The following is a 21,846-nucleotide window of genomic DNA, read 5'->3' on the forward strand; positions in this document are numbered from 1 at the left end:
CGGTGCTCCTGGACGCGGGATCTGCGGAAATCGCGGGTCCCGGAAAATTTTGAAAAATGAATGAAAAAAAATAAAATATTGTTTTATTTTTGAAATGAGCCTTCTCCCGGAACGTCGGTTCAAAACCCCTATGACCCCTAAAGCCGCCCTATTATGAAATCCCTTTCGATCGCAGCTTTTGCGCTGCTTCCTTTCCTCTTCCTAGGGTCCTGTAAGGACCGGGAACAGGCCCTGCAGATGCCCCCCCCCGAGGTCCCGGTCTTCGAAGCCCAACAAAAAGACGTACCCATCTTCAACGACCTGGCCGGGCAAATCTTCGGCCAGCAGGATATCCCCATCCGGGCCAGAGTCGACGGCTTCCTGCAAAAGATTTCCTTCGAAGAGGGCTCCCGGGTGAAAAAAGGGCAACTCCTCTATTCCATTGACCCCGATCCCTTCCTGGCTGAAGTAGCGGCCATGGAAAGCCAGGTCACCGAAGCCAGGACCCTTATGGTCAATTCCAAAAATGAACTGGACCGGTATGTCCCCCTGGCCGCGATGAATGCCGTAAGCCAGAGCGACCTGGATGCCGCAAGGGCCACCTATGAAGCCGCGAGGGCGAATGTAGACGCCGCAAGGGCCAACCTGGAACAGGCGCGCATCCGCCTGGGGTACTGTTCCATCAAATCCCCTATTGACGGGCTCATTGGGGCCACCCAGGCCCGGGAGGGGGAATACGTCGGCCGGAGCCCGAACCCGGTCATCCTGAATACCGTCTCGCGCATCGATACGGCCCGGGTACAATTTTCCATTGCCGAGGCGAAATACCTCGAACTCTTCAGGGCCTATACAGCCAATCGCACTCCGGAAGAAACCCGAAGGGAAGTCCGGGAGGGAAAAATGGAACCCAATGTGCAATTGATCCTGGCGGACGGGTCCCTTTTCGAGGAAAAAGGCAGGGTGGACTTTGTGAACAGCCAGATCAACGCCTCCACAGGTTCCCTGCTGATCCAGGCGAGTTTCCCAAATCCCAACGGGATGTTGCGCCCCGGGCTCTATGCCCTGGTCCGCCTGCAACTTGGCCTTGCCGAAGACGCCATCCTGATCCCCCAGCGCTGCCTGGTCGAATTGCAGGGGCAGTATTCGGTACTGGTGGTGGACAGCACTAATACGGTCGTTTCCCGCCCGGTGGAAACAGGGCAAAAAATAGGCGACATGGTGATTGTTGAAAATGGCCTGTCAGCCGGCGATAAAGTGGTCATCGATGCCCTTCAGAAGGTCAGAAGCGGCATGCAGGTGCAGCCTGTTCCCTCGGAATTCCAAAGTAAAAACCCCCTTTAGGCATGTCGGTGGAAAAAGGAAATTTCTTTGTGCGCAGGCCCATAGTGGCCATGGTGATTGCCATCGTGATCCTGATTGCAGGGGGGGTGTCCGTCGTCGGGCTGGCCATTGAGCAGTACCCCAACCTCACCCCACCTGTGGTGGAAATCAGGGGTACCTACGTGGGAGCCAATGCCCTGAACGTGGAAGAATCCGTGGCGGCCCCCATTGAACAGGAGATGAACGGGGTAGACAACATGATCTACATGAAGTCGACCAACGCCAACGACGGCAGCATGACCATTCAGGTGTCCTTCGAGGTGGGTACGAACCCCGACATGAATACCGTTCTGGCGCAAAACCGGGTTTCAGCCGCTTCTTCGAAGCTCCCGGCAGCCGTTACCAAAAACGGGGTAACGACCAAGAAATCGCTGCCAAACTCTCTAATGCTGGTATCCCTGACCACGGACAACCCGTCGCACAACAACCAGGAATTCCTGGGCAACTATGCCCTGATCAACATCAAGGACCAACTCTCAAGGATCCCGGGTATCGGCCGGGTAGACGTGATGGGGGCCTCCAATTATTCCATGCGCATCTGGATCCGGCCCGACCGCCTTTCATTACTGGGCATAAGCGTGCCGGAAATCGCAAGTGCCATCAACGAGCAAAACGTCATCGTGCCTGGCGGAAAATTCGGGGCGGAACCGGCGCCTCCCGGAACGGAATTCACCTACACGGTGCGCCTCCCTGAGCGGTTCAATTCCCCGGAGGCCTTTGAGGAGATTGTGGTGCGTACCCTGCCTGACGGTTCCCAGGTGAGGATTAAAGACATTGCGCGGGTGGAACTCGGGGTGGAAACCTACAGCATGATCCCGCGGTTGGGGATCAACAGGGAAAACAGGGAACCCGACCCAAAAGCGGCTGCCATCGTCGCCATCTACCAGGCCCCGGGATCCAATGCCGTGGAACTGGCTGAGAATATCATTTCCGAAATGGAGGTGATAAAACCCTCCTTCCCGGAAGGGATGACGTACGACGTTTCCCTGGATGCCACCCAGCCCATCACCGCGGGCATACGGGATATTGTCATCACCCTGGTGGTCGCGCTCCTGCTCGTAATTTTGGTGGTCTTCCTTTTCATCCAGGACTGGCGCGCCACCCTCATCCCCACCCTTGCGATCCCCGTCTCCCTGATCGGGGCGTTTATCTTCTTCCCGGCCCTCGGGTTTACCATCAATGTACTTTCCCTTCTCGGGCTGGTCCTGGCCATCGGGATTGTGGTGGACGATGCCATCGTGGTCGTGGAAGCCGTGCAGGTCAACATCGAAAAAGGCATGACGGCCCGGGAGGCGACCAATGAGGCCATGAAAAAAGTTTCGGGCCCCATTGTGGCCACCACCCTTGTGCTGGTGGCGGTATTTATCCCTGTGGCAGCAATGGCCGGCATTACCGGCATCCTGTACCAGCAATTTGCCATTACTATTGTGGTTTCCGTCCTGGTTTCCTCCGTGAACGCCCTGACCCTGAGCCCGGCCCTTTGCGCCCTTTTACTTAAGGAACCTAAACCCTACAGGGGTTTACTCGGCAAGTTCTTCAGCGGTTTTAACCGGTGGATGGGAAAGACCACGGAAGGCTACATGTCCTATACCCGGGTCGTCACCGGGAAACTAAAGCGCGGTGTGGTCTTCCTGCTGGTACTGACCATTGGGGCAGGGGTTTTCGGAACCCTGGTCCCGGGTGGTTTTATCCCCGAGGAAGACATGGGGTACCTCTTTATCAACATGCAGTTGCCCAATGCGGCTTCCCTGCAGCGTACCGACGAGATTGGACGGCAAGTGGAAGAAATCGTGTTGCAGTACCCTGAAGTGGAATACCTTACCAATGCCACCGGGTTCAGCCTGCTTTCCGGGGCCATGGCCACCAACAACGGGTTTATGTTTGCCTCCCTGAAAAACTGGGGGGAGCGCGAAGCGACGGCAAAGGAAATGATCAATCGGTTAAACCGGGAATTTGCCATGAAAATCAAAGGCGCCCAGGTATTTGCCTTCGGGCCCCCGGCCCTCCCGGGCCTTGGAAGCGGTTCCGGGTTTAGCATCGTGCTGCAGGACCGGGGCGGCAACAGCCCGGAATACCTTGCACAGAACGCGGCAAAATTCATAGAGGCAGCGAACCGGAGACCGGAAATCGGCAGTGCCTTTACCACCTTCCAGAGCAATGTCCCGCAGCGCTACATGGATATCGACAAGGAAAAGGCCCTGAAACTCGGGCTTTCCCTCAATGACCTCTATACCACTATCGGTGCCTTTATGGGGGGGGCCTATGTGAATGATTTCACCCGTTTTGGCCGGCTGTACCGCACCTACATCCAGGCGGAAAACGAATACCGGGCAGATGAGTCCCAGATCGACAAATTCTTTATCCGAAACAAGGATGGGGAGATGGTTCCGCTCTCGACCGTGGCCCGGGTAGTGCCCATTTCCGGACCCGACTTTACAAACCGTTTTAACCTGTACCGTTCCGCGGAAGTGACGGGCGGGCCAGCCCCGGGCTATACCTCCGCCCAGGCGATGGCAGCCCTGGAGGAAGTCGCCGGCGAAGTGTTGCCCCCGGATATGGGGACGGCCTGGAACGGCATGTCTTACCAGGAAAATAAGGCCTCCGGTTCCCTAGGGATAATCCTTACCTTTTCTCTGGTCTTTGTCTTCCTCATCCTGGCGGCACAGTACGAGAGCTGGAGCCTCCCCTTTTCCATCCTGCTCGGCACCCCTTTTGCAATTTTCGGGGCCCTGTTCTTCCTCTGGGTCGCGCGGTTTTTCAGCCTCAGTTTCGAGAACAACATCTTCGCCCAGGTATCTTTTGTGATGCTGATCGGGATGGCGGCCAAGAACGCCATCCTGATCGTGGAATTTGCCAATGAGGAATTCAAAAAGGGGCTTTCCCTATTCGACGCTGCCATGGCGGCGGCTAAATCGCGCTTCCGCCCCATCCTGATGACGGCCTTTTCCTTCATTATCGGGGTCCTTCCCCTGGTGGTGGCGTCCGGTACCGGGGCAGAAGCCCGGAAGGTCATGGGGATGGCGCTTTTGGGAGGGATGAGCATTGCCACCCTGCTCGGCGTCTTTTTCTACCCCATGCTGTTCCTGCTGGTGGGAAAAATCGCAGGATATGAGAAAAAACGGGAGGCCTTAACCCCACAAACCGCACTGGAGGAATGAAACGAATACTGCTCATAGCACTGCTTGCCCTCCTTTCCCAAAGCTGCAAGATCGGGAAGAATTACCAGGGTACGGAATTTGTCCAACCGGGTTCCTATAGCCAGGAAGACCCGGCCCGGAGCGTGGGACTGGACAGCGTCAAGACCGATAGCCTGAAACTGACTACATCCGACCTGAAGTGGTGGGCCCTGTTTGACGATCCGGTACTGGACAGCCTCATTGGGCTGGCCATGGAAAACAATCGGGATGCCCTTATCGCCGCTGAAAATGTGCTGCAGGGGCGCCTTGCCCTGAAAAACCAGAATGCGGAACTCCTTCCGAAATTCGATGCCAGCGGAGAAGCCCAGAGGGGAAACTTCCTGCTCAACAACGTCGGGGATGCGCAGAACCAGGTCCTGGGGCTGGCATCCGCCAACTGGGAACTCGACCTGTGGGGAAGGCTCCGCCGGCGTTCCGAAGCTGCCAGGGCTTCCCTGGTCGCTTCTGAGTACGGATACCGGGGGGTGATGCTCTCCCTGATCAGCGAGGTAGCCACCACCTATTTTGCTTTGCTGCGGGCCAAGTCGCAATACGAGATATCCCGAAGCAATGCAACCTCGAGGGATAGCATGCTCAGGCTGATCCAGTTGCGGTACGACAAGGGCATCGTCCCCATAATCGATGTGGACCAGGCTACCATCCAGTATACCATCGCCGCCGGGGCAGTGCCCCAGTACGAAAGGCAGATAGTGCAATTGCAGAATACCCTGAGCATCCTGCTCGGGCAGAATCCCGGTCCCCTGGCTACCGGAAAACCACTCAAAGACCAGCGCTACGAGATCGACCTGCCCCTGGCACGGCCGGTGGACCTGCTTTCGCGCAGGCCCGATGTGATCGCAGCCGAATATCAGCTGATTGCCCAGAATGCCCGGGTAGGCGCCGCCCAGGGGGACCGGCTCCCCGGCCTGAGCGTCTCCGCCCTGGTCGGGATTTCGGCGAACAGCTTTGGGAACCTCAGTTTCGAAAACCCCCTCTGGACGCTGTCCGGACAATTGGCGGGCCCGCTTTTCTACTGGGGGCAGCTTAAACGACAGGTGGGGATAGAAGACAGCCGCCGCTTCCAGGCCCTTTACCAGTATCAGAATACGATATTCTTCGCCCTGAAGGAAGTGGAAGACGTCCTCGCTGAAATACGCACCACCCAAAATGAAATCGACATTGCGGAACGCCGGAAAGAGGCCGCCCTGCGGGCCCAGTTCCTTTCGCGGGAACGCTATAACATGGGGGTAACCAGTTACCTGGAATTCCTGGAGCAGCAGCGGCAGGCTTTCGATGCAGAACTGTTGCTGGAAAGCCTCAGGGCAAACCTGCTGTCGGCACACGTGAAGCTTTATAAAGCGCTTGGCGGAGGTTGGCTGACAAGGGAAGCGCAACAGGAAGAAGCCACTGGAAAACAATAGGGTTTTCCCCGGACACCTGCCGGACGTTTTCTTTTTAATTCCCTGGATTAGTCGTTACTTTAGCGGTAATGAAAACGTCCCCGATAGCGGATAAAAATCCCGTCAGCCTATATCAAACGGCCTTTGGCCTGGCCGTATTTACTATTGTTTACAACCTTCTCGAAGGCCTGGTCTCCACGTATTTCGGGGTACAGGATGAAAGCCTGGCCCTTTTCGGTTTCGGGGCCGACAGTTTTATAGAGGTGATCTCCGGCCTTGGTATTGCACACATGGTTCTTCGGATTAGGAGGAACCCCCAAAGCCCCCGGGATCCTTTCGAACGCACTGCCCTGAAAGTCACCGGCTTCGCCTTTTACGCCCTGGTAATCACCCTGGTGACCACAAGCCTTTATAATATCTGGACCGGCCACAGGCCCCTTACCACAGTGGTGGGCATTGTGATTTCCGTCATTTCCATAGCGGTTATGTGGGCCCTGGTGGCCTGGAAACGCCGGGTGGGCCGCAGGCTCGATTCAGAGCCGATCCTGGCAGACGCCAACTGTACCCTGGTCTGTATTTATATGTCTGTAATCCTGTTGGCGAGCAGCGGGATCTTCGAGCTCACGGGATTTGCCTACGCAGACAGTATCGGCAGCCTGGGCCTGGCGTATTTTGCCTTTCGGGAAGGCAGGGAGTGCTTTGAAAAAGCGAATAGCGAAAAATACTGCGGGTGTGACTGACCCCGCTCAACCCTCAGATAAACGAAGCCTCCCGGAACTGCCCGGAAAAAGAATGGAGCTAACCCACAGGTCACATCCATGAAACAATTTTTATACCTCCCGGTTTTGATGGCGATCACGCACCTGCCCCTGGCGGCCCAGGACGACCCCCTGAGGATTGCTGTAATCGGCCTGACCCACACCCATGTCCACTGGATCTTTGAAAGCGAAAAAAGGGGGGAAATACAGATCATCGGCATTGTGGAGCCCAACTGGGACCTGGCGGGTCGCTATGCGGCCCAACACGGGTTTTCCCCGGAGAAGGTTTACAACAGCGCGGAGGACCTCCTCGCAGCACAAAAGCCCGAGGCGGTGGCCGCCTTTGGGACGATATACGCCCACCTGGAGGTGGTGGAAACCTTTGCGCCCCTGGGCATCCACGTCATGGTGGAAAAACCCCTGGCCGTTAGCCTGGACCATGCCCGCCGCATGGCGGAACTGGCCCGGGAACACGGCATCCACCTGCTCACGAATTACGAGACTACCTGGTACCCGACAAACCACCGGGTTTTCCAAATGGCCAAAGAGGAAGATGCCATCGGCCCGCTGCGAAAGGTCGTGGTACGGGACGGGCATAAGGGGCCCAAACAGATAAGCGTAAACAGCGAATTCCTCGAATGGCTTACCGACCCGGACCTCAATGGGGGTGGTGCACTGATGGATTTTGGTTGTTACGGGGCGAACCTGGTGACCTGGCTTATGGAGGGTGAAAAGCCCAGGCGGGTGATGGCGCTCACCGCCCAGTTGCAACCGGAGAATAACCCGAAGGTAGAGGACGAAGCAGTCATTTTGCTGGAATACGACACGGCCGTGGCCGTGATCCACGGCTCCTGGAACTGGCCCATTGGCAGGAAGGACATAGAAGTATACGGTACGCGGGGCGCCCTTTTTGCCGACAACCGACATGCCCTTCGCCTCAGGGTGGCCACCGGGTACGACACCTTCCGGGAGGAAGCCCTGGTGTTGCCGGAACGTCCGGCGCCTCTGGATGATCCCTTTGCGTACTTCAGGGCGGTGGTACGCGGCGAGATCACCCCCGGACCATACGCCCTGTCCTCCCTGGAAAACAACCTGATGGTCATGGAATTGCTGGACGCTGCGCAGCGGAGCGCCTCCACGGGTAGGGCCATTGACCTCAGGGAATAGAAAATGGGGGGGCACCCATCAGCGGTTCACCTCCCCCGTCACCCTTTATGCCCCGGCGGTGACTTCCCTGAGAAAAAACGACGGCATCACCCTCCCCCCATTCGTTTGGGGACTTCCCCGAATTGGGTGCAAGGGTAAAAAGGCGTAACTTTCTAATCGCGAATCCCTAAAACCCTCCTCATGAAAATCATTGGTGCCCTGTCCATCTCCGCCCTCTTGCTTTTTGGGTGCAAAAACGACCCGGAAATGCCTCTTGTACCCACTGCTCCGATGGCAATTTCGGGCAATTTCGCAACCGATTCCTTTGACGGGGATGACCGGGCGGCACAAATCCGCTCCCTTGCCCCGAGGCTGCACGAATTATTTGAAACGTACGCCAGGGAAAAGAACATCCCGGGTATCGCCTATGGCATAGTGGTGGACGGCCAGCTGGTTGTCGATTCAGCCTTGGGGGTGATCGACCGCGAAGCAGGGATCGCCGCCACCACAACATCGGCTTTCCGCATCGCTTCCATGACCAAAAGCTTTACGGCCATGGGGATTATGAAACTGGTGGAGGACGGGAAACTCTCCCTGCACGACCCCGCGGCCGACCATATCCCTGAGATGGCCGGGATCCCCTACCCGACCAGCGATTCCCCGCCGATTACCGTGGAACATTTGCTCACCATGACTGCCGGCTTCCCGGAGGACAACCCCTGGGGCGACCGCCAACTGGACGAGTCGGTGGAAATGCTCAAAACCCTGATGCGGGAAGGGCCCAGTTTTTCCAACCCGCCGGCCCACACCTTCGAATACAGCAATACGGGGTATGCGCTCCTGGGGCTTATTATCTCAAATGTGTCCGGACGGCCCTACCAGGAATACATCACCCGGGAAATCCTCCAACCCCTTGGCATGCAGGAAACCTATTGGGAGTTCGAAGAAGTCCCCGAAGGCCGCCTTGCCCTCGGTTATGCCCCGGACAGCCTGACCCGGGCCCCCATACTCCACGACGGCAGCTTTGGCGCTATGGGAGGGCTGATCACCACTATTGAGGACTTCAGCAGGTACGTCAGCTTCCACCTCTCTGCATGGCCGCCCCGCAGCGACCCTGAATCGGGCCCGGTGAAGCGGAGTACCCTCAGGAAAATGCACCAACCCCAATATGCCGGACTCGCGGCCAACGCCAAAGACTGGAATAATGAACCGTGCCCCGTAGTCGGGGGGTATGGCTACGGGCTGGGGATCTCGGAAAATTGCCACGGGACCCGGCGGGTCTCCCACGGGGGGGCGCTGCCGGGGTTTGGCAGCAATTACGTTTTCTATCCGGACCTGGGCATTGGCCTGATGGCCTTCTGTAACGTTACCTATACCTCCCCCTGGCCCTACCGTGAAATCGAAAAACTCCTATTCGGGGAGCTGGACCTGCAACCCCGGCAAACCGGGGTTTCGGAAATCCTGGAAACAAGACAGGCCCAGGCCGTGGAATGGATTCTGGAGGGCGATGCCTCCCTTGCTAATGAAATCATGGCGGAGAATTTCTTCCCCGACGAAGACCGGGAGCGGCGGATGGAACGGATCCGTCCCCTGCTGGAAGCGGCCGGGCCCATCCTGGGGACGGGCCGGATGGAGCCCCGCAACCAGTTGCGTGGGGGCTTTGACCTGTATGGGGCCAGGGATACCCTTCGGGTGTTTATTACCCTCAGCCCTGAGCCGGATCCAAAAATACAATACCTTGAAGTGTCCAATGAATAGCAGATGAAGCAGACCGATAGCACCCTATACGATGTCATCATCATCGGAGCCGGCATCTCGGGCATTGGAACGGCCTACTGGTTACAACGAAAATGCCCGGGCAGGCAGTATGCCATCCTGGAGGCCCGGGAGCGGCTCGGGGGCACCTGGGACCTCTTCCGATACCCTGGGATCCGGTCCGATTCAGATATGTTTACTTTCGGGTATCGCTTCAGGCCCTGGGAAAACCCCAAATCCCTATCGGACGGGGAGTCCATCCGGAAGTACCTGAAGGAAACCGCAGCAGAAAACGGGATTGAAGCCCATATCCGGTTTGGGCATAAAGTTCTTGCGGCCAACTGGTCGTCGGAAGACCGGCAATGGACGCTGGAGGTGTCCCATCAGGAGCATACCACTACCCTGAAAACCAGGTTTCTGTATATGTGCGCCGGCTATTACAGCTATGAAGAAGGCTACCGGCCGGGCTTCCCAGGGGAGGAAACCTTTGGCGGAACCCTGGTACATCCGCAGTTCTGGCCACAGGACCTGGACTATACCGGAAAAAGGGTGGCCGTAATCGGGAGCGGGGCCACGGCGGTAACCCTGGTTCCTTCCATGGCGGAAAAAGCGGCCCATGTAACCATGGTACAGCGTTCGCCAACCTATATCATGAAACTCCCCAACCGAAGCGGCCTGTATACCGCCTTGAAAAAATGGCTTCCGGGGCACCTGGCCTACCGGTTGACCCGATGGCGGAACCTGGCGATGGCCATGGGGCTTTACGGGTTTTCAAGGGCATTTCCCGGCAAAATGAAAAGCCTCCTCATGAAGGGAGCTGCCAGGGAGCTTCCCAGGGGCTACCCGGTCGAGAAGCACTTCAACCCCACCTACAAACCCTGGGACCAGCGGCTTTGCGTAATCCCTGACGGGGACCTCTTTAAAGCCATCCGCAGCGGGAAAGCCGATATCGTCACCGCGGAAATCGCCCATTTCACCCCTGAAGGCCTTGCCCTGAAGTCGGGCGAGGTCCTGGATGCGGATATCATCGTGACCGCGACCGGCCTGAAGATGAAACTGCTTGGGGGTGCCCGGGTAACCCTGGACGGCAGGCCCCTGCACACCCATGAGGTCCTGGTCTACAAGGGCATGATGATGAGCGGGGTGCCGAACTTCGCCCTTGCCTTCGGCTATACCAACAATTCGTGGACCCTGAAAACGGACCTGACCGCCAACCTGGTTTGCAGGATCCTCAACTATATGGACCGGAAGGGCTATGAGGTGGTGGTCCCGCAGGTTCCGGAGGATATAGAGGAAGAAGAATTCCTGCCCCTGGATTCCGGGTATATGAAACGGGCAAAACACCTGCTCCCCAAGAATGGTTCCAGGCGACCCTGGCGGGTGTATCAGAACTATTTCATGGATATGCTCCTTACGCGGTTCGGGCGGGTAAAAGACCGACACCTTTCCTTTGACCCGGGGAGGGATCCCCACAGCTGAGCCCCTGGCCCTTTGCGGTTCACCCCCATTTCAGGCCCCCTGTCGAACCGCAAGGGCTTTGGCAATATTCTTGAGGTTTCTTAAAAAAATGTCGCCATGGAAAAAACCCTGACCCGGATGTTGCCGTTTGCCCTTATGCTGATGGTGCTTCCTTTAATGGCCCAGAAAAAAGGATACCTTCCCGGGTATGTCATTACCCTGGAGAGGGACACGGTTCCCGGATGGGTAAAAGACCGCTCCCCGGAACCCTTTGCTGCGCTCTTTACCCGCATTCGCTTCAGGCCTGAGGGTAAAACCCTGAGGCGGAAATACCGTCCAAAGGACATTCTGGGATATTGCACCGGGGACTTTGTGTTTGAATCGTTCCCGCTTCGGGAGGAAACGGATTTCTTTACCTTCCGTTATGCCCTCGATGACACAGCTGAGGCCATCTTCCTCCGGGTGGTAAGGCGCGAGGGGCGGTTGACCTGGTACGAAAGGGAATTCATCCATGATGACAATAGCTATGTGGATTCCTACCCCCTGTTCCACCGGGAGGGATCGCGCGAGATGGTCCGGGTCACCCAGGGCATCCTGGGGCTTAAAAAAAAGCGCCTGAGCGAATACTTCCGGGAATGCCCCGGCCTGTCGGAAGCCCTTGAAAAAAAAGAGCTGACCACCTTGGGGCAGGTATATACCTTCCTTTTGGATTCCTGTGCCTACCGCGACCAGACCGGACATTAGGAGGATTCCGTTATCCACAGGCAAATCGCATAAGGGAAGTCCCCAGCCGCCTGGTGCTTTAAGGTCGTGGAAGAGGCTGCCACTTCCCGGCGCAGCCTGGGGTAGCCCGGATGCGCCTATGTGACTAAAGTTACTTTAACATCCTGTTTTTAAAATACTTATAACTGATACAGGTCATTGCCTCCCGGTGTGATCAGGAATACCTTAGCGGCATAACTTCAAAAATCTTACCGTCATGAAAAAGAGAATTTTCGGGTTGGCTGCGTTGGTCCTGATGACCATGCCGCTGGCCGCACAGGAACGTGATCAGGACAGGATCCAGGACCAGGACCGCACCAAACTGGTGGCCGTAAAAGGGGAAATGCTGCAACTCAGGGAACGGGCCGAGCAACGCCTGCAGGAAAAACAGACCCTGGCCGACGGTACCGTACTGGCACCGGACGGCTCATATGTTACCCCGGACGGACAACGGTACAAACTGAAAAACGGGGAATCCCTCGATGGGGACGGGGCCCTCTACCGCAATGAATACCAGTATCGGCACAAACTGATGCAGGAGAACAAGGGCCTTACCCAGGATCAGGTTCGCGAGCGCAACCAAAACCGGTGGCAATATACCCTGGTGGAAGGGAATGTCTACCAGGTGCGCACCGAAGCCCAGATGCGCCTGAACGACCCAATGGAACTGGCCAATGGGGTAACCGCCTACCCTGACGGGACCTACCAGATGCAAAACCAGCAGCGCCTGCGCCTGAAAGATGGCGAATGCCTGGACGGCTCCGGGGAACTCTTCCGGAATATGTACCAGATGCGCAAGCGGATGATCCATCAAAAACAGGTGCCAGCCAAAAAAATGCTTAAAAAGGGTGCCCCCAAACCCAATGTAAACGCCGGCAAAAAAGGGAGTTGATCTGCCGCCGGGGTTTATGGCCCCGGTGTCTTAAAACCACACAGGGATGAATGCAATGCAACGTATCGGATACCTATTGCTATTCTCCATGGCCTTTACCGCCTGGTCCCAGGACCGAAAGGACCCGGGGGCCAGGCCGCAGGAGGCCTTTTCCTACCTGATGCCCGGCCTCGCCTACGTAAGCGATGCCGTTTTCATGGGTCGGCGTGATTCCGTGGCCGCCCCCTACCTGATGCCCTCCCTGGGCTATTATCACCGTTCGGGCCTGTACGGGGAGGCTTCCCTTTCATACCTTCTCGCCTCCGGAGAAGGCCGGGTAGACCTATATCTGCTCACCGGCGGGTACGCTTTTGAAAAGGGTAAGCTAAGCGGGAATTTCTCAGGAACCGCCTACTTTTTCAACGAATCCAGTTACAATGTGAAATCCCAAACCTCCGGAGATGTGACCGCACAGCTTGCGTATGATTTGGGGTGGTTTGAAACCAGCCTGGGACTTAGCAGTTATTTCAACCAGGAAGGCGGGCCGGACTTCTTCCTCGGAGGCTTCGTCCGACGCACCCTTTCGACCCTCGATGGCCGCCTGGTCCTGCAGCCCGGGGTATCGGCCTATGCCGGCACCCAGCGCTTTTACCAGGCCTATTACAGCAACAACCGCCTCGGTAACCGAAAGAGCGGTGGCCAGGGCGGCGGGGGCAACGCCCCATCAGACCCTGTGGAGGTCACCCTGCAGGAAGTGGAAGCGTTCCGGATGCTGAATGTGGAGCTCGACCTGCCCATCCATTTTTTCCAAGGACACTTCATTTTCTCGCTATACCCGTCATTGGCCCTACCCCAGAGCCCATCCACCATTACCACCGATACGGGGACCTTTGTGGAAGAGTTGGATCCTGCCTTTTACCTGATCGCCGGGATCAGCTTCTGGATCAATTAAGCCAGGGGGTTACCCATAACGCTCAAACCAGTCAAACCGTTCCCGGATGATGCGGTCCTTTTCCTCGAGGACATAATCGAGGAAGGCCTGGGCGGTGGGCGAAAGCTTCTTCGATTGCTGCCAGATCAGGTTCCAGTGGGTAATTATGGGCAGCCCCTTTAACGGAATAATTTCGAGATCCTCATTTTTAAGCTCGTTTTTCAGCCCGATCAGCGGCATAATGGAATACCCGAGGCCCGCTATAAGGGCCTGTTTGAGGGCTTCATTGCTCATCAGCTCCAGTTTCCTTGGGTTTTTGATACCCTTTCCCTCAAGGAACCCCTCCATGGCCTTCCGGGTGGCGGAACCCGATTCCCGGAAGATCAGGGGCTCTTCCCTCAGGATTCGGATGGCCGGGCGGCGACCGGGCAATTTCCGGGCAGTACCCCCGACCAGGAAGAGCTTGTTTTGCATGAGCTCAACCCGGTTGATTTTGAGGTGGTCGGGCAAGACGGAAACCAGGGCGAAATCGACTTCATTCTGTTCAAGGCTTTGGATTACCCGGGCCTTGTTGGTCACATCCATCACAAGGTCCACCCCGGGATTGGCGTCCATGAAATCGGTCATAAAATATGGCATTACGTACTTGGCTGTGGAAACCGTGCTCATCCGCAGCCTGCCGGCTATCTTCCCCTCATACGCATGGGTCTTGTAATTGATGGCCTGCACCTGATGGAGGATTTGCTCTGCGGCCTCCGCGATCTCCCGCCCAAAATCCGTGATGTAGAGTTTGCGGCCGACCACTTCGGTAAGGGGGATGGAGAATTGGTCCTGAAAATTTTTTAACTGGATAGATACCGCCGGTTGGGTTAGATGCAATTCTTCTGCCGCCTTTGTAATACTCTGGTTTTGAGCGATCTTGTAGAAGATATTTAGTTGGTTCAGGGTATAGTTCATAAAATATATTAATGTTTAATATCATAAATATAAATAAAAATATATAAAAAACATCCAGCACCTTTGTCCTAGAAATAGAACCACCTTATGGAGTATTCCTACGATTACAGACAGGCCGGGGATCTGGACAGGGGCCAGCACGCAAACCTCCGGGAAACCTCACGAATCCCCCGGGCAGCCGCATTGATCAGGCTGCAGGCGCTGGCGGGAGCCATTTTTTTTGGGGCCCTGCTGTTGCTGTCCTGGAACCTCAAGGGCCTTTTTATGACGGAAATTGCCGCCGTAACGTTTATATGCGGGCTGGTTTTCCTGATCCGATACCAGAATGCCGCATCTTCTAACGATACCCAGAAAATCAACCCATGAAAAAAGATCCAAACTTTTCGGAAGCACAAACCATTACCCACCAGGACGTACAACTGGTCAGGGGGACCTTTACCCCTTCTGAAGCCGCAGATGTGATCCTGTCGCTGCTCGACGAAAAAATCAATTTCCATAAATTGCAGCGCCTGCGCTGGTGTGAAGGGTATTTCAAGGCAGACACCTCTTACGCCGACCAGCGGATTGCCGAGCTGGAGGCCGAGAAGGTGCTGGCGCGGAATTTTATCCGGCAGGCCCGGGAGCAGGGAAAATGCCTGAATATCAAAGGTACCCTGGAAATCACCATGGAAAACGAGTAAGCGCATAGCAGCACCCGAAAGAGGCTTTCCTCCGCCCCTATGGATTTACACCTGCTCGTCGACAATCTGACGAATCCTGCCCTCCTGTTTTTTTTTCTGGGGATCCTGGCCGTCCAGCTTAAGAGCGATCTGGAAATTCCGGCCAATTCCTCCAAGTTTATTTCTCTTTATTTATTATTTTCTATTGGCTTCAAGGGAGGGCAGGAATTATCGCATAGTCCTTATGACATAGAAATTTTATGGTCCCTGTTACTGGGGATTTTCCTGGCGGTTTTCGTCCCCCTGTATTCCTACTTTATTCTCAGGAGGCGCTTCAACGTGGCCAACGCCGGTGCCATTGCGGCCTCGTACGGGTCGGTAAGCGCCGTGACCTTCGTTACGGCTATTTCTTTCCTGGAACTGGAACAGATTTCGTACGGGGGGCATATGGTGGCCGTTATGGCGCTCATGGAAGCCCCCTCCATCGTGGTCGGGGTGTTGCTGATTGCCATTTTTGACAAAAAGAACGGCAGCGCCATAAGCCTGCCGGGCGTATTGAGGCACTCCATGACCAACGGGAGCGTGTTGCTCATCCTCGGTAGCCTGGTGATCGGGTTTTTGGCCAGCGACCACCAGGCCCAGGGAATTGAACCCTTTACCACCGATATCTTCAAGGGGTTCCTGGCGGTATTCCTCCTCGACATGGGGATTACCAGCGGGGCCAAAATTTCTGCCCTGGTCAAAAAGGGTTGGTTCGCCCTGGTTTTTGCCCTGGTTGTTCCCCTCATCAATGGCTGCCTCACCGCTGTATTGACAGCCTCTTTCATATCCGAACCGGGCAACCGCTTCCTCTTTGCCATCCTGGCTGCCAGTGCTTCCTATATCGCAGTGCCCGCAGCCATGCGCCTTGCGGTGCCCCAGGCGAATCCGAGCCTGTACCTGCCCATGGCCCTGGCGATCACGTTCCCATTTAACATCACCCTAGGGATGCCCCTTTACCTTTATCTCATCCAGACCTTAGGCTGAGCATTCCTCAATAATTCAGCGTAAATATGATCAAAATCATATTTACACCCCGGGAATTGAGGTAACTTGTTAATAGTTTATTAACAGCCAAAAATGCAACAGCCATGCAAGTCAAGAAAAATCCCAACGCCGATTTAAACCGAAACAGCGGGCTTTATTTCGTAATAGGCCTGACTATCGTGCTCTTTGCTACCTGGAGGGCCCTGGAGTACAAATCCTACGACGAGGTCCAACATGAGATTGCCCTGCTCGTAAATGCAGACAACCTCGATGAAGAGGTACCCAAAACCGAGATCATCCGCACTACACCGCCCCCGCCGCCCCCGGCCGCCCCGGAAGTTATTGAGGTGATTGAGGACACGGAGGATGTGGAGGAAACCATTATCGAAAGTACCGAAATCAGCCAGGAAACCGTAATTGCTGACGTAGACCTGGATGCTTCAGACATCGATGTGGAAGAAGCCGAGGAAGACATCCATGTCCCCTTTGCGGTCATTGAAGAAGTTCCCGTATTCCCCGGGTGTGAGGGCCTTAGCGCCGCAGAGACCCGGGAATGCTTCAACCAGAAGATCCAGGAACACATCCAGAAGCACTTTTCCTATCCGAAAACTGCCGAAGAACTGGGGATCCAGGGCCGGGTTTTCGTACAATTCGTTATCGGCCGCGACGGCCATGTAAACCAGATCAAGACCCGGGGACCGGACCACCTCCTGGAACAGGAAGCCAGGCGCATCATCGCCTCCCTCCCGCCAATGACCCCCGGGAAACAGCGCAACCGCACCGTAAGCGTGCCCTATAGTATCCCGATCAATTTCAAATTGATGTAACTTTGGGGCAAAGCCTTTAACGTGGAATGGACGGGGATCCTGGTCGCGGTATACGTACTGATTGCCCTATCGATTATTGTAAGCCTCCTGCTGAATGGTGTTCGACCCTCGAAGACATTGGCTTGGCTGTTAGCCATTTTCACCATTCCGGTAGGAGGCATACTGTTATACCTGCTCCTGGGCCGCAACCGCCGAAAGCTAAAACTATACACCCGAAAAATCCGGAAACCCCTCCCCGAAACCCCGGGGGATGTTGAAGCCTGCCCACCGCTTACCCGAAGGATGGACCAGATGCGGACCCTTGTCGAGACCCAGGCGGGATTCCCCTTAAGTTGCGACAACGAGGTTGAACTGCTCAAAGACGGGGAAAAGACCTTTACCCACATCTTCAGGGCCCTGGAATCGGCCCGGGAAAGCATCCATGTACAATATTATATCTTCGAGGAAGGGGAACTGGCAGACCGCCTGCTGGAGCTCTTCGCCGCCAAAGAGGCATCGGGGGTGGAGGTACGCCTTATTTACGACAATATCGGCAGCCTGTCCCTGAGCAGGTCCTACCTCAGGCGCCTGCGGGATGCGGGGATCGAAGTGCATAACTTCCTGCCCTACCGGTTTGGGAAATTCCTGACCTCCCTAAACTACCGAAACCACCGGAAAATCATTGTGGTGGACGGAAAAATTGCCTTTACCGGTGGGATCAACATTTCGGACAAATACCTGAAAGGCGATAAAAACCTTGGCAAGTGGCACGACATGCACCTTATGGTCAGGGGAAGTGCGGCCCACCACCTCGATACCGTATTCCTGAACGACTGGGAAATGGTCAGTGGGCATCGACTCCCCTTCGATCCGCCCGCCTTCCCCTCCCGCCCCGGGATGAACCGGGTACAGATCCTCGCCACAGGGCCCGACGACGATTTCGCCCTGATGGAAAAACTCTATTTTTCCCTGATCAACGGGGCGCGTAAGCACGTGTACATCACGAACCCCTACATCATCCCCAGCCATGCCATCCTGACGGCCCTGCATACAGCCGCCCTTGGAGGGGTCGACGTGCGCCTGCTACTGTCAGCCAAGGCCGACAATGCGTTGGTCTCGTGGTGCGTTCAGTCTTATTTTCAGCGTTTCCTCAAGGCAGGGGTACGGATCTTCCTATATCCCGAAGGCTTTCTCCACAGCAAGATCATCACCATAGACGACGAGGTATCCACCATCGGAACCGCCAATGTGGACGACCGGAGCTTCCAGCACAACTATGAGGTCAATGCCGTGGTTTACGAACGGGGGCCGGCCCTGGAACTTAGGCGATATTTTGAGGAAGACAGCGCCAAAAGCATAGAACTCGATTACGAGACCTTCAGCCGGCGGCCCTGGCTCCATAAGCTGGCCGAAGGGGCGGCAAGGGTCCTGAGTCCGCTCCTTTAGCCGCCATGGGCTGGCAGGCCCAGGATGAGCTGCTCCCGTTTCAGGGTCGCAATTAGCCAGTCTACATAGCCGGCAATGGAACTGTCGGCCCTCCGCGGGTGGCGCAGGCGCACCCTGGAACGCCAAAGCAGGTCGCGCTCCTTCCCCACACAAATACAGTAAAGTGAGGTTTCCACGAAATATATTTTTTTCTCTTGTGGGGCCTCCTGATCGTAAAAAATACCCTGGTGGACCAGGTAATCGTCCCTAAACCGGTCATAGGTCTTCCCCAGTTCCTGTATGGTTCCCTTCAGCGAAGCGAATCCCTCCTCCTGAGGGATCAGTTTGGTCAGCAGGATGGCGTCGAAATCCCGGTCGAGCAATTGCCCTTCCACCCGATCCAGGTCGGCTTCAGACTGCTCCGCAGCGGAAAAAGAAAGGTCAAAAAGGTCGATGCTGCGGAAGGCATCCACACCTTTGGAATGGAGGGCATCCCTTAAGGCGGTTTCATATTGGATTCGGTAATCGGCCTGTTGTGTCATCCCCAGGACCAGGACCCTGTTGGCGTGAAAAAGGACTACGTCCGGGCTCCTGTAGGAGGCCTCAGGACGCACAGACGCACAACTTCCCAATAAGAACAATACCGGGAGGAACAACAGGGAAATGGGTCTTAAGGGGTTCATCGCACAGGTTCTTAACCGGGTTGCAGCTGACTTTGCAGATACTCAAAGACCTCGGACTTCCACCCCCAAAACCGGGACTGAAAGCGCGAAAGATCGGCTTCTCGTGTTGGGTCAAGCTGCTGCAATTCAGATTGCCATTCACCAGCCTGTCGGACATACTGCCGAAGGCGTTCGAAAAGATTGGGGCTTTTGCCCTGGTAAATCGGGGTCTCCAGCAGGAAACGGATAAACCTCAGGTCTGTTTCCATGGCCCGGAGGCTTCCTGTGCCCGGATCAGGGGGCGTGTTTTGGGCAGCTTGGGGTTCCATATCGATACTCATTTGATTTACAAGATACGCGTTTTATCACGTTCGGGGCATGATACCGGTCATCCCTGTTCGAGAGGGATGACCACCTGATCATATAGGCGGGGGAGGCGGGCATTCCACCCCCTTTGCTCTAGAAGCTTCACCCGGAAGGCGTCCCTGGCGGTGTCTTCCCCGTGGACCAGGAAGACATACCCGGGTTCCTTCTCCAGGAGGGCAAGCCAGTGCAGGAGTTCCCCCTGGTCGGCATGGGCAGAAAGGGTCTCGAGCAAATACACCCGGGCAGCCACGGGGACGAATTTGCCAAAGATCTTGAGCTCATGGGCCCCTTCCAGCAGGTTTCGCCCTCGGGTCCCCTCGGCCTGGAACCCCACCAAAAGGATGCGGGTGGTCTCCCGGTCGAGCAACTGGCTGAGGTAGGTCAGGACGCGCCCCCCGCTGAGCATGCCGCTTCCTGCCACCACTACCCGGGGTCGTGGGTCGTCAATGGCCTTCCAGGTATCGGCATATTCGGTAATTATGGTCATTTGGTTTCGCATGGCGCGGTATTCCTCCATCTCCAGGTGGTGCCAGTGCGGGAAGCGCTCAAAGAGGTCCAGGACGTTTTCACCCATGGGGCTGTCGATGTAAATCGGCATCGGTGGGATCCGGTTGGAACGGAGGAGCTTCCATATCAGGTACATAACGGTCTGCAAACGCTCCACTGCGAAACTTGGTATGATACAGGCCCCCCGATCGTGGATCGCCCCTTTGATGTGCTGTTCCAGCAAGACCTCCATATCCTCGCGGGGGTGGAGTTTGTTGCCATAGGTGCTCTCGAGCAATAGCACATCGGCCTTCCCGGGCCGTAACGGAGGGTCCAGGAGCTGGTCATCGGGCCTCCCGACATCCCCTGAGAAGACAAAACGCTTCCCTCCCGTTTCCAACTCCACGAAACAGGCGCCTAAAATATGCCCGTTGTAACGTAGGCGAAACCGGATGCCCGGAGCAGGGGTTTCCCATTCTTCGCGGGGAACCGGCTGGAACAGGGCGATGCAGGCCCTGGCATCATCGAGGGTGTACAGGGGCTCGGGGACCTCGTGTTTGCTATACCCTTCCTCCAGGGCTTTTTCAGCCTCCTCCATATGGATCCGGGCGCTGTCTTCCAATACGATGCGCGCCACTTCCAGGGAAGGGGCTGTTCCGTAGACAGGTCCCTTGAACCCGTCCCGCACCAGCCGTGGAAGGAGGCCCACATGGTCGAGGTGGCCATGGGTGATCACCACCAGGTCAATGGTTGAAGGGGGTACGGGCCATGGGTTTCGGTTCAGCTCCCGCTGGCGCTTCAGCCCCTGGAACATGCCGCAATCGACCAGCATCCGCGTCCCCGGGAGTTCCAGCAGGTATTTGGAACCGGTAACGCCTCCCGAGGCCCCCCAAAAATGTAGTGTTCCAGTCTTCATGGTTCGGAAAACACATTGCACAATTGCTCCACCTCCGATAGGATCCGCTTTTTCCGGCTATCCTTAATCCCTATATGATCCAGCAGATACGGGGCTTCCAACAATTGCCTGCACAGGACGATGCCCCGGTCGAGCAGGAATTCCCTTTCCCTGGAACTAAGCAGCATGCTCACGGTAATGGGATAAAGCCCCGAACGGTCGATCCTCCGTTTCAGGCTCTCCCCCGCCGGATAGTTCCAACTCAGCAGGTACAGCCCTGCACACGCCCCGTACTTCTGGGCATCTGCAGTGAAGCGGGTGTTGGTGACCACCCAGGCCGGGTTCAGCCGGAGGGCAGGGGTCTTTCCTGACTCGTTCCACCGTTGGATATCGCGAAACCGGGAATGGATATACAGGGGCACCTTTACATCGCATTTTTTTCCTTCATCGGAATGGAATTTGCATTCAATCAGGGTCACCCCTTCCCCGTTTTCCGCAACCACATCGATTTCGTGGGCCACGCAATACCCCTGAAACACCTCATTGGTCCGGGTCCTGTGCCCGGAATGGTCCAAAATGGCGCTGACGAATTTCTCAAAGGGAAAGCCTGTAGGGCCGAGTTCGTAGATGGCTTTTTTCAGTTTATAGCGCGAGGCGCAGGATTTCCGGTAATTTTTCAACAAGGCAAAGGCCCTGTTGTACACTTCCCGGGTAGTCATCCCCTCATAGTGCTCCCCGGAAACCTTTTCCACAATGGCCTCCACCACCCCGGGCGGTGCCCCGCTGCGCTCAAGGGAAAGGCCCAGCTTATCCGGTTCGAAGCGGACAGTGTCTCCGGAAGATTTAATGATGGTCCTCTGGTTTTTCATCGGGGCATCTTTACCCCGTCTGCCGGGCTTCCCGCCCTTTTCTTGTTTCCCCATATCCGTTTGTTAGCGGTCCATAGCC

The 21,846-nt window shown here is 56.2% G+C and carries 20 protein-coding genes; 15 read left to right on the forward strand and 5 right to left on the reverse strand.

Going from position 1 to position 21,846, the window contains the following annotated elements:
• Positions 1-153: 153 nt before the first annotated feature.
• The 10 genes from NG653_RS03580 (at position 154) to NG653_RS03625 (ending at position 13,637) form a co-directional block, all read left to right on the forward strand.
• Complete coding sequence (locus tag NG653_RS03580; RefSeq protein ID WP_252740296.1) at positions 154-1,320, forward strand: efflux RND transporter periplasmic adaptor subunit; 1,167 nt, start codon at positions 154-156, stop codon at positions 1,318-1,320.
• A gap of 2 nt (positions 1,321-1,322) precedes the next feature.
• Complete coding sequence (locus NG653_RS03585; protein ID WP_252740297.1) at positions 1,323-4,517, forward strand: efflux RND transporter permease subunit; 3,195 nt, start codon at positions 1,323-1,325, stop codon at positions 4,515-4,517.
• Positions 4,514-5,956, forward strand: a complete 1,443-nt coding sequence (locus NG653_RS03590; RefSeq protein ID WP_252740298.1) for an efflux transporter outer membrane subunit — start codon at positions 4,514-4,516, stop codon at positions 5,954-5,956. The genes NG653_RS03585 and NG653_RS03590 overlap by 4 nt, the downstream gene beginning before the upstream one ends.
• A 68-nt stretch (positions 5,957-6,024) precedes the next feature.
• On the forward strand, positions 6,025-6,675 hold the full coding sequence (locus tag NG653_RS03595; RefSeq protein ID WP_252740299.1) for a cation efflux transmembrane domain-containing protein: 651 nt from the start codon (positions 6,025-6,027) through the stop codon (positions 6,673-6,675).
• A gap of 78 nt (positions 6,676-6,753) precedes the next feature.
• Positions 6,754-7,860: a Gfo/Idh/MocA family protein gene (locus NG653_RS03600; protein ID WP_252740300.1), complete on the forward strand. Its 1,107-nt coding sequence runs from the start codon at positions 6,754-6,756 to the stop codon at positions 7,858-7,860.
• 180 nt (positions 7,861-8,040) lie between these two features.
• On the forward strand, positions 8,041-9,597 hold the full coding sequence (locus NG653_RS03605; RefSeq protein WP_252740301.1) for a serine hydrolase domain-containing protein: 1,557 nt from the start codon (positions 8,041-8,043) through the stop codon (positions 9,595-9,597).
• A gap of 3 nt (positions 9,598-9,600) precedes the next feature.
• Complete coding sequence (locus NG653_RS03610; protein ID WP_252740302.1) at positions 9,601-11,073, forward strand: flavin-containing monooxygenase; 1,473 nt, start codon at positions 9,601-9,603, stop codon at positions 11,071-11,073.
• 96 nt (positions 11,074-11,169) lie between these two features.
• The gene (locus NG653_RS03615) at positions 11,170-11,796 is read left to right on the forward strand and encodes a hypothetical protein (protein ID WP_252740303.1); all 627 of its coding nucleotides are present in this window, start codon (positions 11,170-11,172) and stop codon (positions 11,794-11,796) included.
• A 235-nt stretch (positions 11,797-12,031) separates the two neighbouring features.
• Complete coding sequence (locus NG653_RS03620) at positions 12,032-12,706, forward strand: DUF6799 domain-containing protein (RefSeq protein ID WP_252740304.1); 675 nt, start codon at positions 12,032-12,034, stop codon at positions 12,704-12,706.
• Between the two features lie 46 nt (positions 12,707-12,752).
• A complete protein-coding gene (locus tag NG653_RS03625) occupies positions 12,753-13,637 on the forward strand; it encodes a hypothetical protein (protein ID WP_252740305.1) in 885 nt (294 codons plus the stop codon).
• Positions 13,638-13,646: 9 nt separating this feature from the next.
• Here NG653_RS03625 and NG653_RS03630 read toward each other — a convergent pair whose 3' ends face one another.
• The gene (locus NG653_RS03630) at positions 13,647-14,573 is read right to left on the reverse strand and encodes a LysR family transcriptional regulator (RefSeq protein ID WP_252740306.1); all 927 of its coding nucleotides are present in this window, start codon (positions 14,571-14,573) and stop codon (positions 13,647-13,649) included.
• A gap of 87 nt (positions 14,574-14,660) precedes the next feature.
• Here NG653_RS03630 and NG653_RS03635 point away from each other — a divergent pair, with 87 nt between their 5' ends.
• The 5 genes from NG653_RS03635 (at position 14,661) to cls (ending at position 18,510) form a co-directional block, all read left to right on the forward strand.
• Positions 14,661-14,939, forward strand: coding sequence for a hypothetical protein (locus NG653_RS03635; RefSeq protein ID WP_252740307.1), 279 nt, complete (start codon positions 14,661-14,663; stop codon positions 14,937-14,939).
• Positions 14,936-15,253, forward strand: a complete 318-nt coding sequence (locus NG653_RS03640) for a hypothetical protein (protein WP_252740308.1) — start codon at positions 14,936-14,938, stop codon at positions 15,251-15,253. The genes NG653_RS03635 and NG653_RS03640 overlap by 4 nt, the downstream gene beginning before the upstream one ends.
• Positions 15,254-15,292: 39 nt before the next feature.
• Positions 15,293-16,258, forward strand: coding sequence for a sodium-dependent bicarbonate transport family permease (locus NG653_RS03645; protein WP_252740309.1), 966 nt, complete (start codon positions 15,293-15,295; stop codon positions 16,256-16,258).
• 104 nt (positions 16,259-16,362) lie between these two features.
• Positions 16,363-17,085, forward strand: a complete 723-nt coding sequence (locus NG653_RS03650) for an energy transducer TonB (RefSeq protein WP_252740310.1) — start codon at positions 16,363-16,365, stop codon at positions 17,083-17,085.
• A 21-nt stretch (positions 17,086-17,106) separates the two neighbouring features.
• Positions 17,107-18,510 carry a cardiolipin synthase gene (cls, locus tag NG653_RS03655; protein ID WP_252740311.1) on the forward strand — a complete coding sequence of 468 codons (1,404 nt, stop codon included), beginning with the start codon at positions 17,107-17,109 and terminating at the stop codon, positions 18,508-18,510.
• Here cls and NG653_RS03660 read toward each other — a convergent pair.
• From NG653_RS03660 to NG653_RS03675, 4 genes are read right to left on the reverse strand one after another with little or no spacing between them, the layout of a single operon-like run.
• Positions 18,507-19,172, reverse strand: a complete 666-nt coding sequence (locus tag NG653_RS03660; RefSeq protein WP_252740312.1) for a hypothetical protein — start codon at positions 19,170-19,172, stop codon at positions 18,507-18,509. The two genes, cls and NG653_RS03660, sit on opposite strands and share 4 nt — an antisense overlap.
• A gap of 11 nt (positions 19,173-19,183) precedes the next feature.
• Positions 19,184-19,480 carry a hypothetical protein gene (locus tag NG653_RS03665; RefSeq protein WP_252740313.1) on the reverse strand — a complete coding sequence of 99 codons (297 nt, stop codon included), beginning with the start codon at positions 19,478-19,480 and terminating at the stop codon, positions 19,184-19,186.
• Positions 19,481-19,539: 59 nt separating this feature from the next.
• The gene (locus NG653_RS03670; RefSeq protein WP_252740314.1) at positions 19,540-20,919 is read right to left on the reverse strand and encodes an MBL fold metallo-hydrolase; all 1,380 of its coding nucleotides are present in this window, start codon (positions 20,917-20,919) and stop codon (positions 19,540-19,542) included.
• Positions 20,916-21,767: a PDDEXK family nuclease gene (locus NG653_RS03675; RefSeq protein WP_252740315.1), complete on the reverse strand. Its 852-nt coding sequence runs from the start codon at positions 21,765-21,767 to the stop codon at positions 20,916-20,918. Before NG653_RS03675 ends, NG653_RS03670 begins: the two co-directional genes overlap by 4 nt.
• Positions 21,768-21,846 lie beyond the last annotated feature (79 nt).

Source organism: Robiginitalea marina (assembly GCF_024006985.1).
Classification (GTDB): domain Bacteria; phylum Bacteroidota; class Bacteroidia; order Flavobacteriales; family Flavobacteriaceae; genus Robiginitalea; species Robiginitalea marina.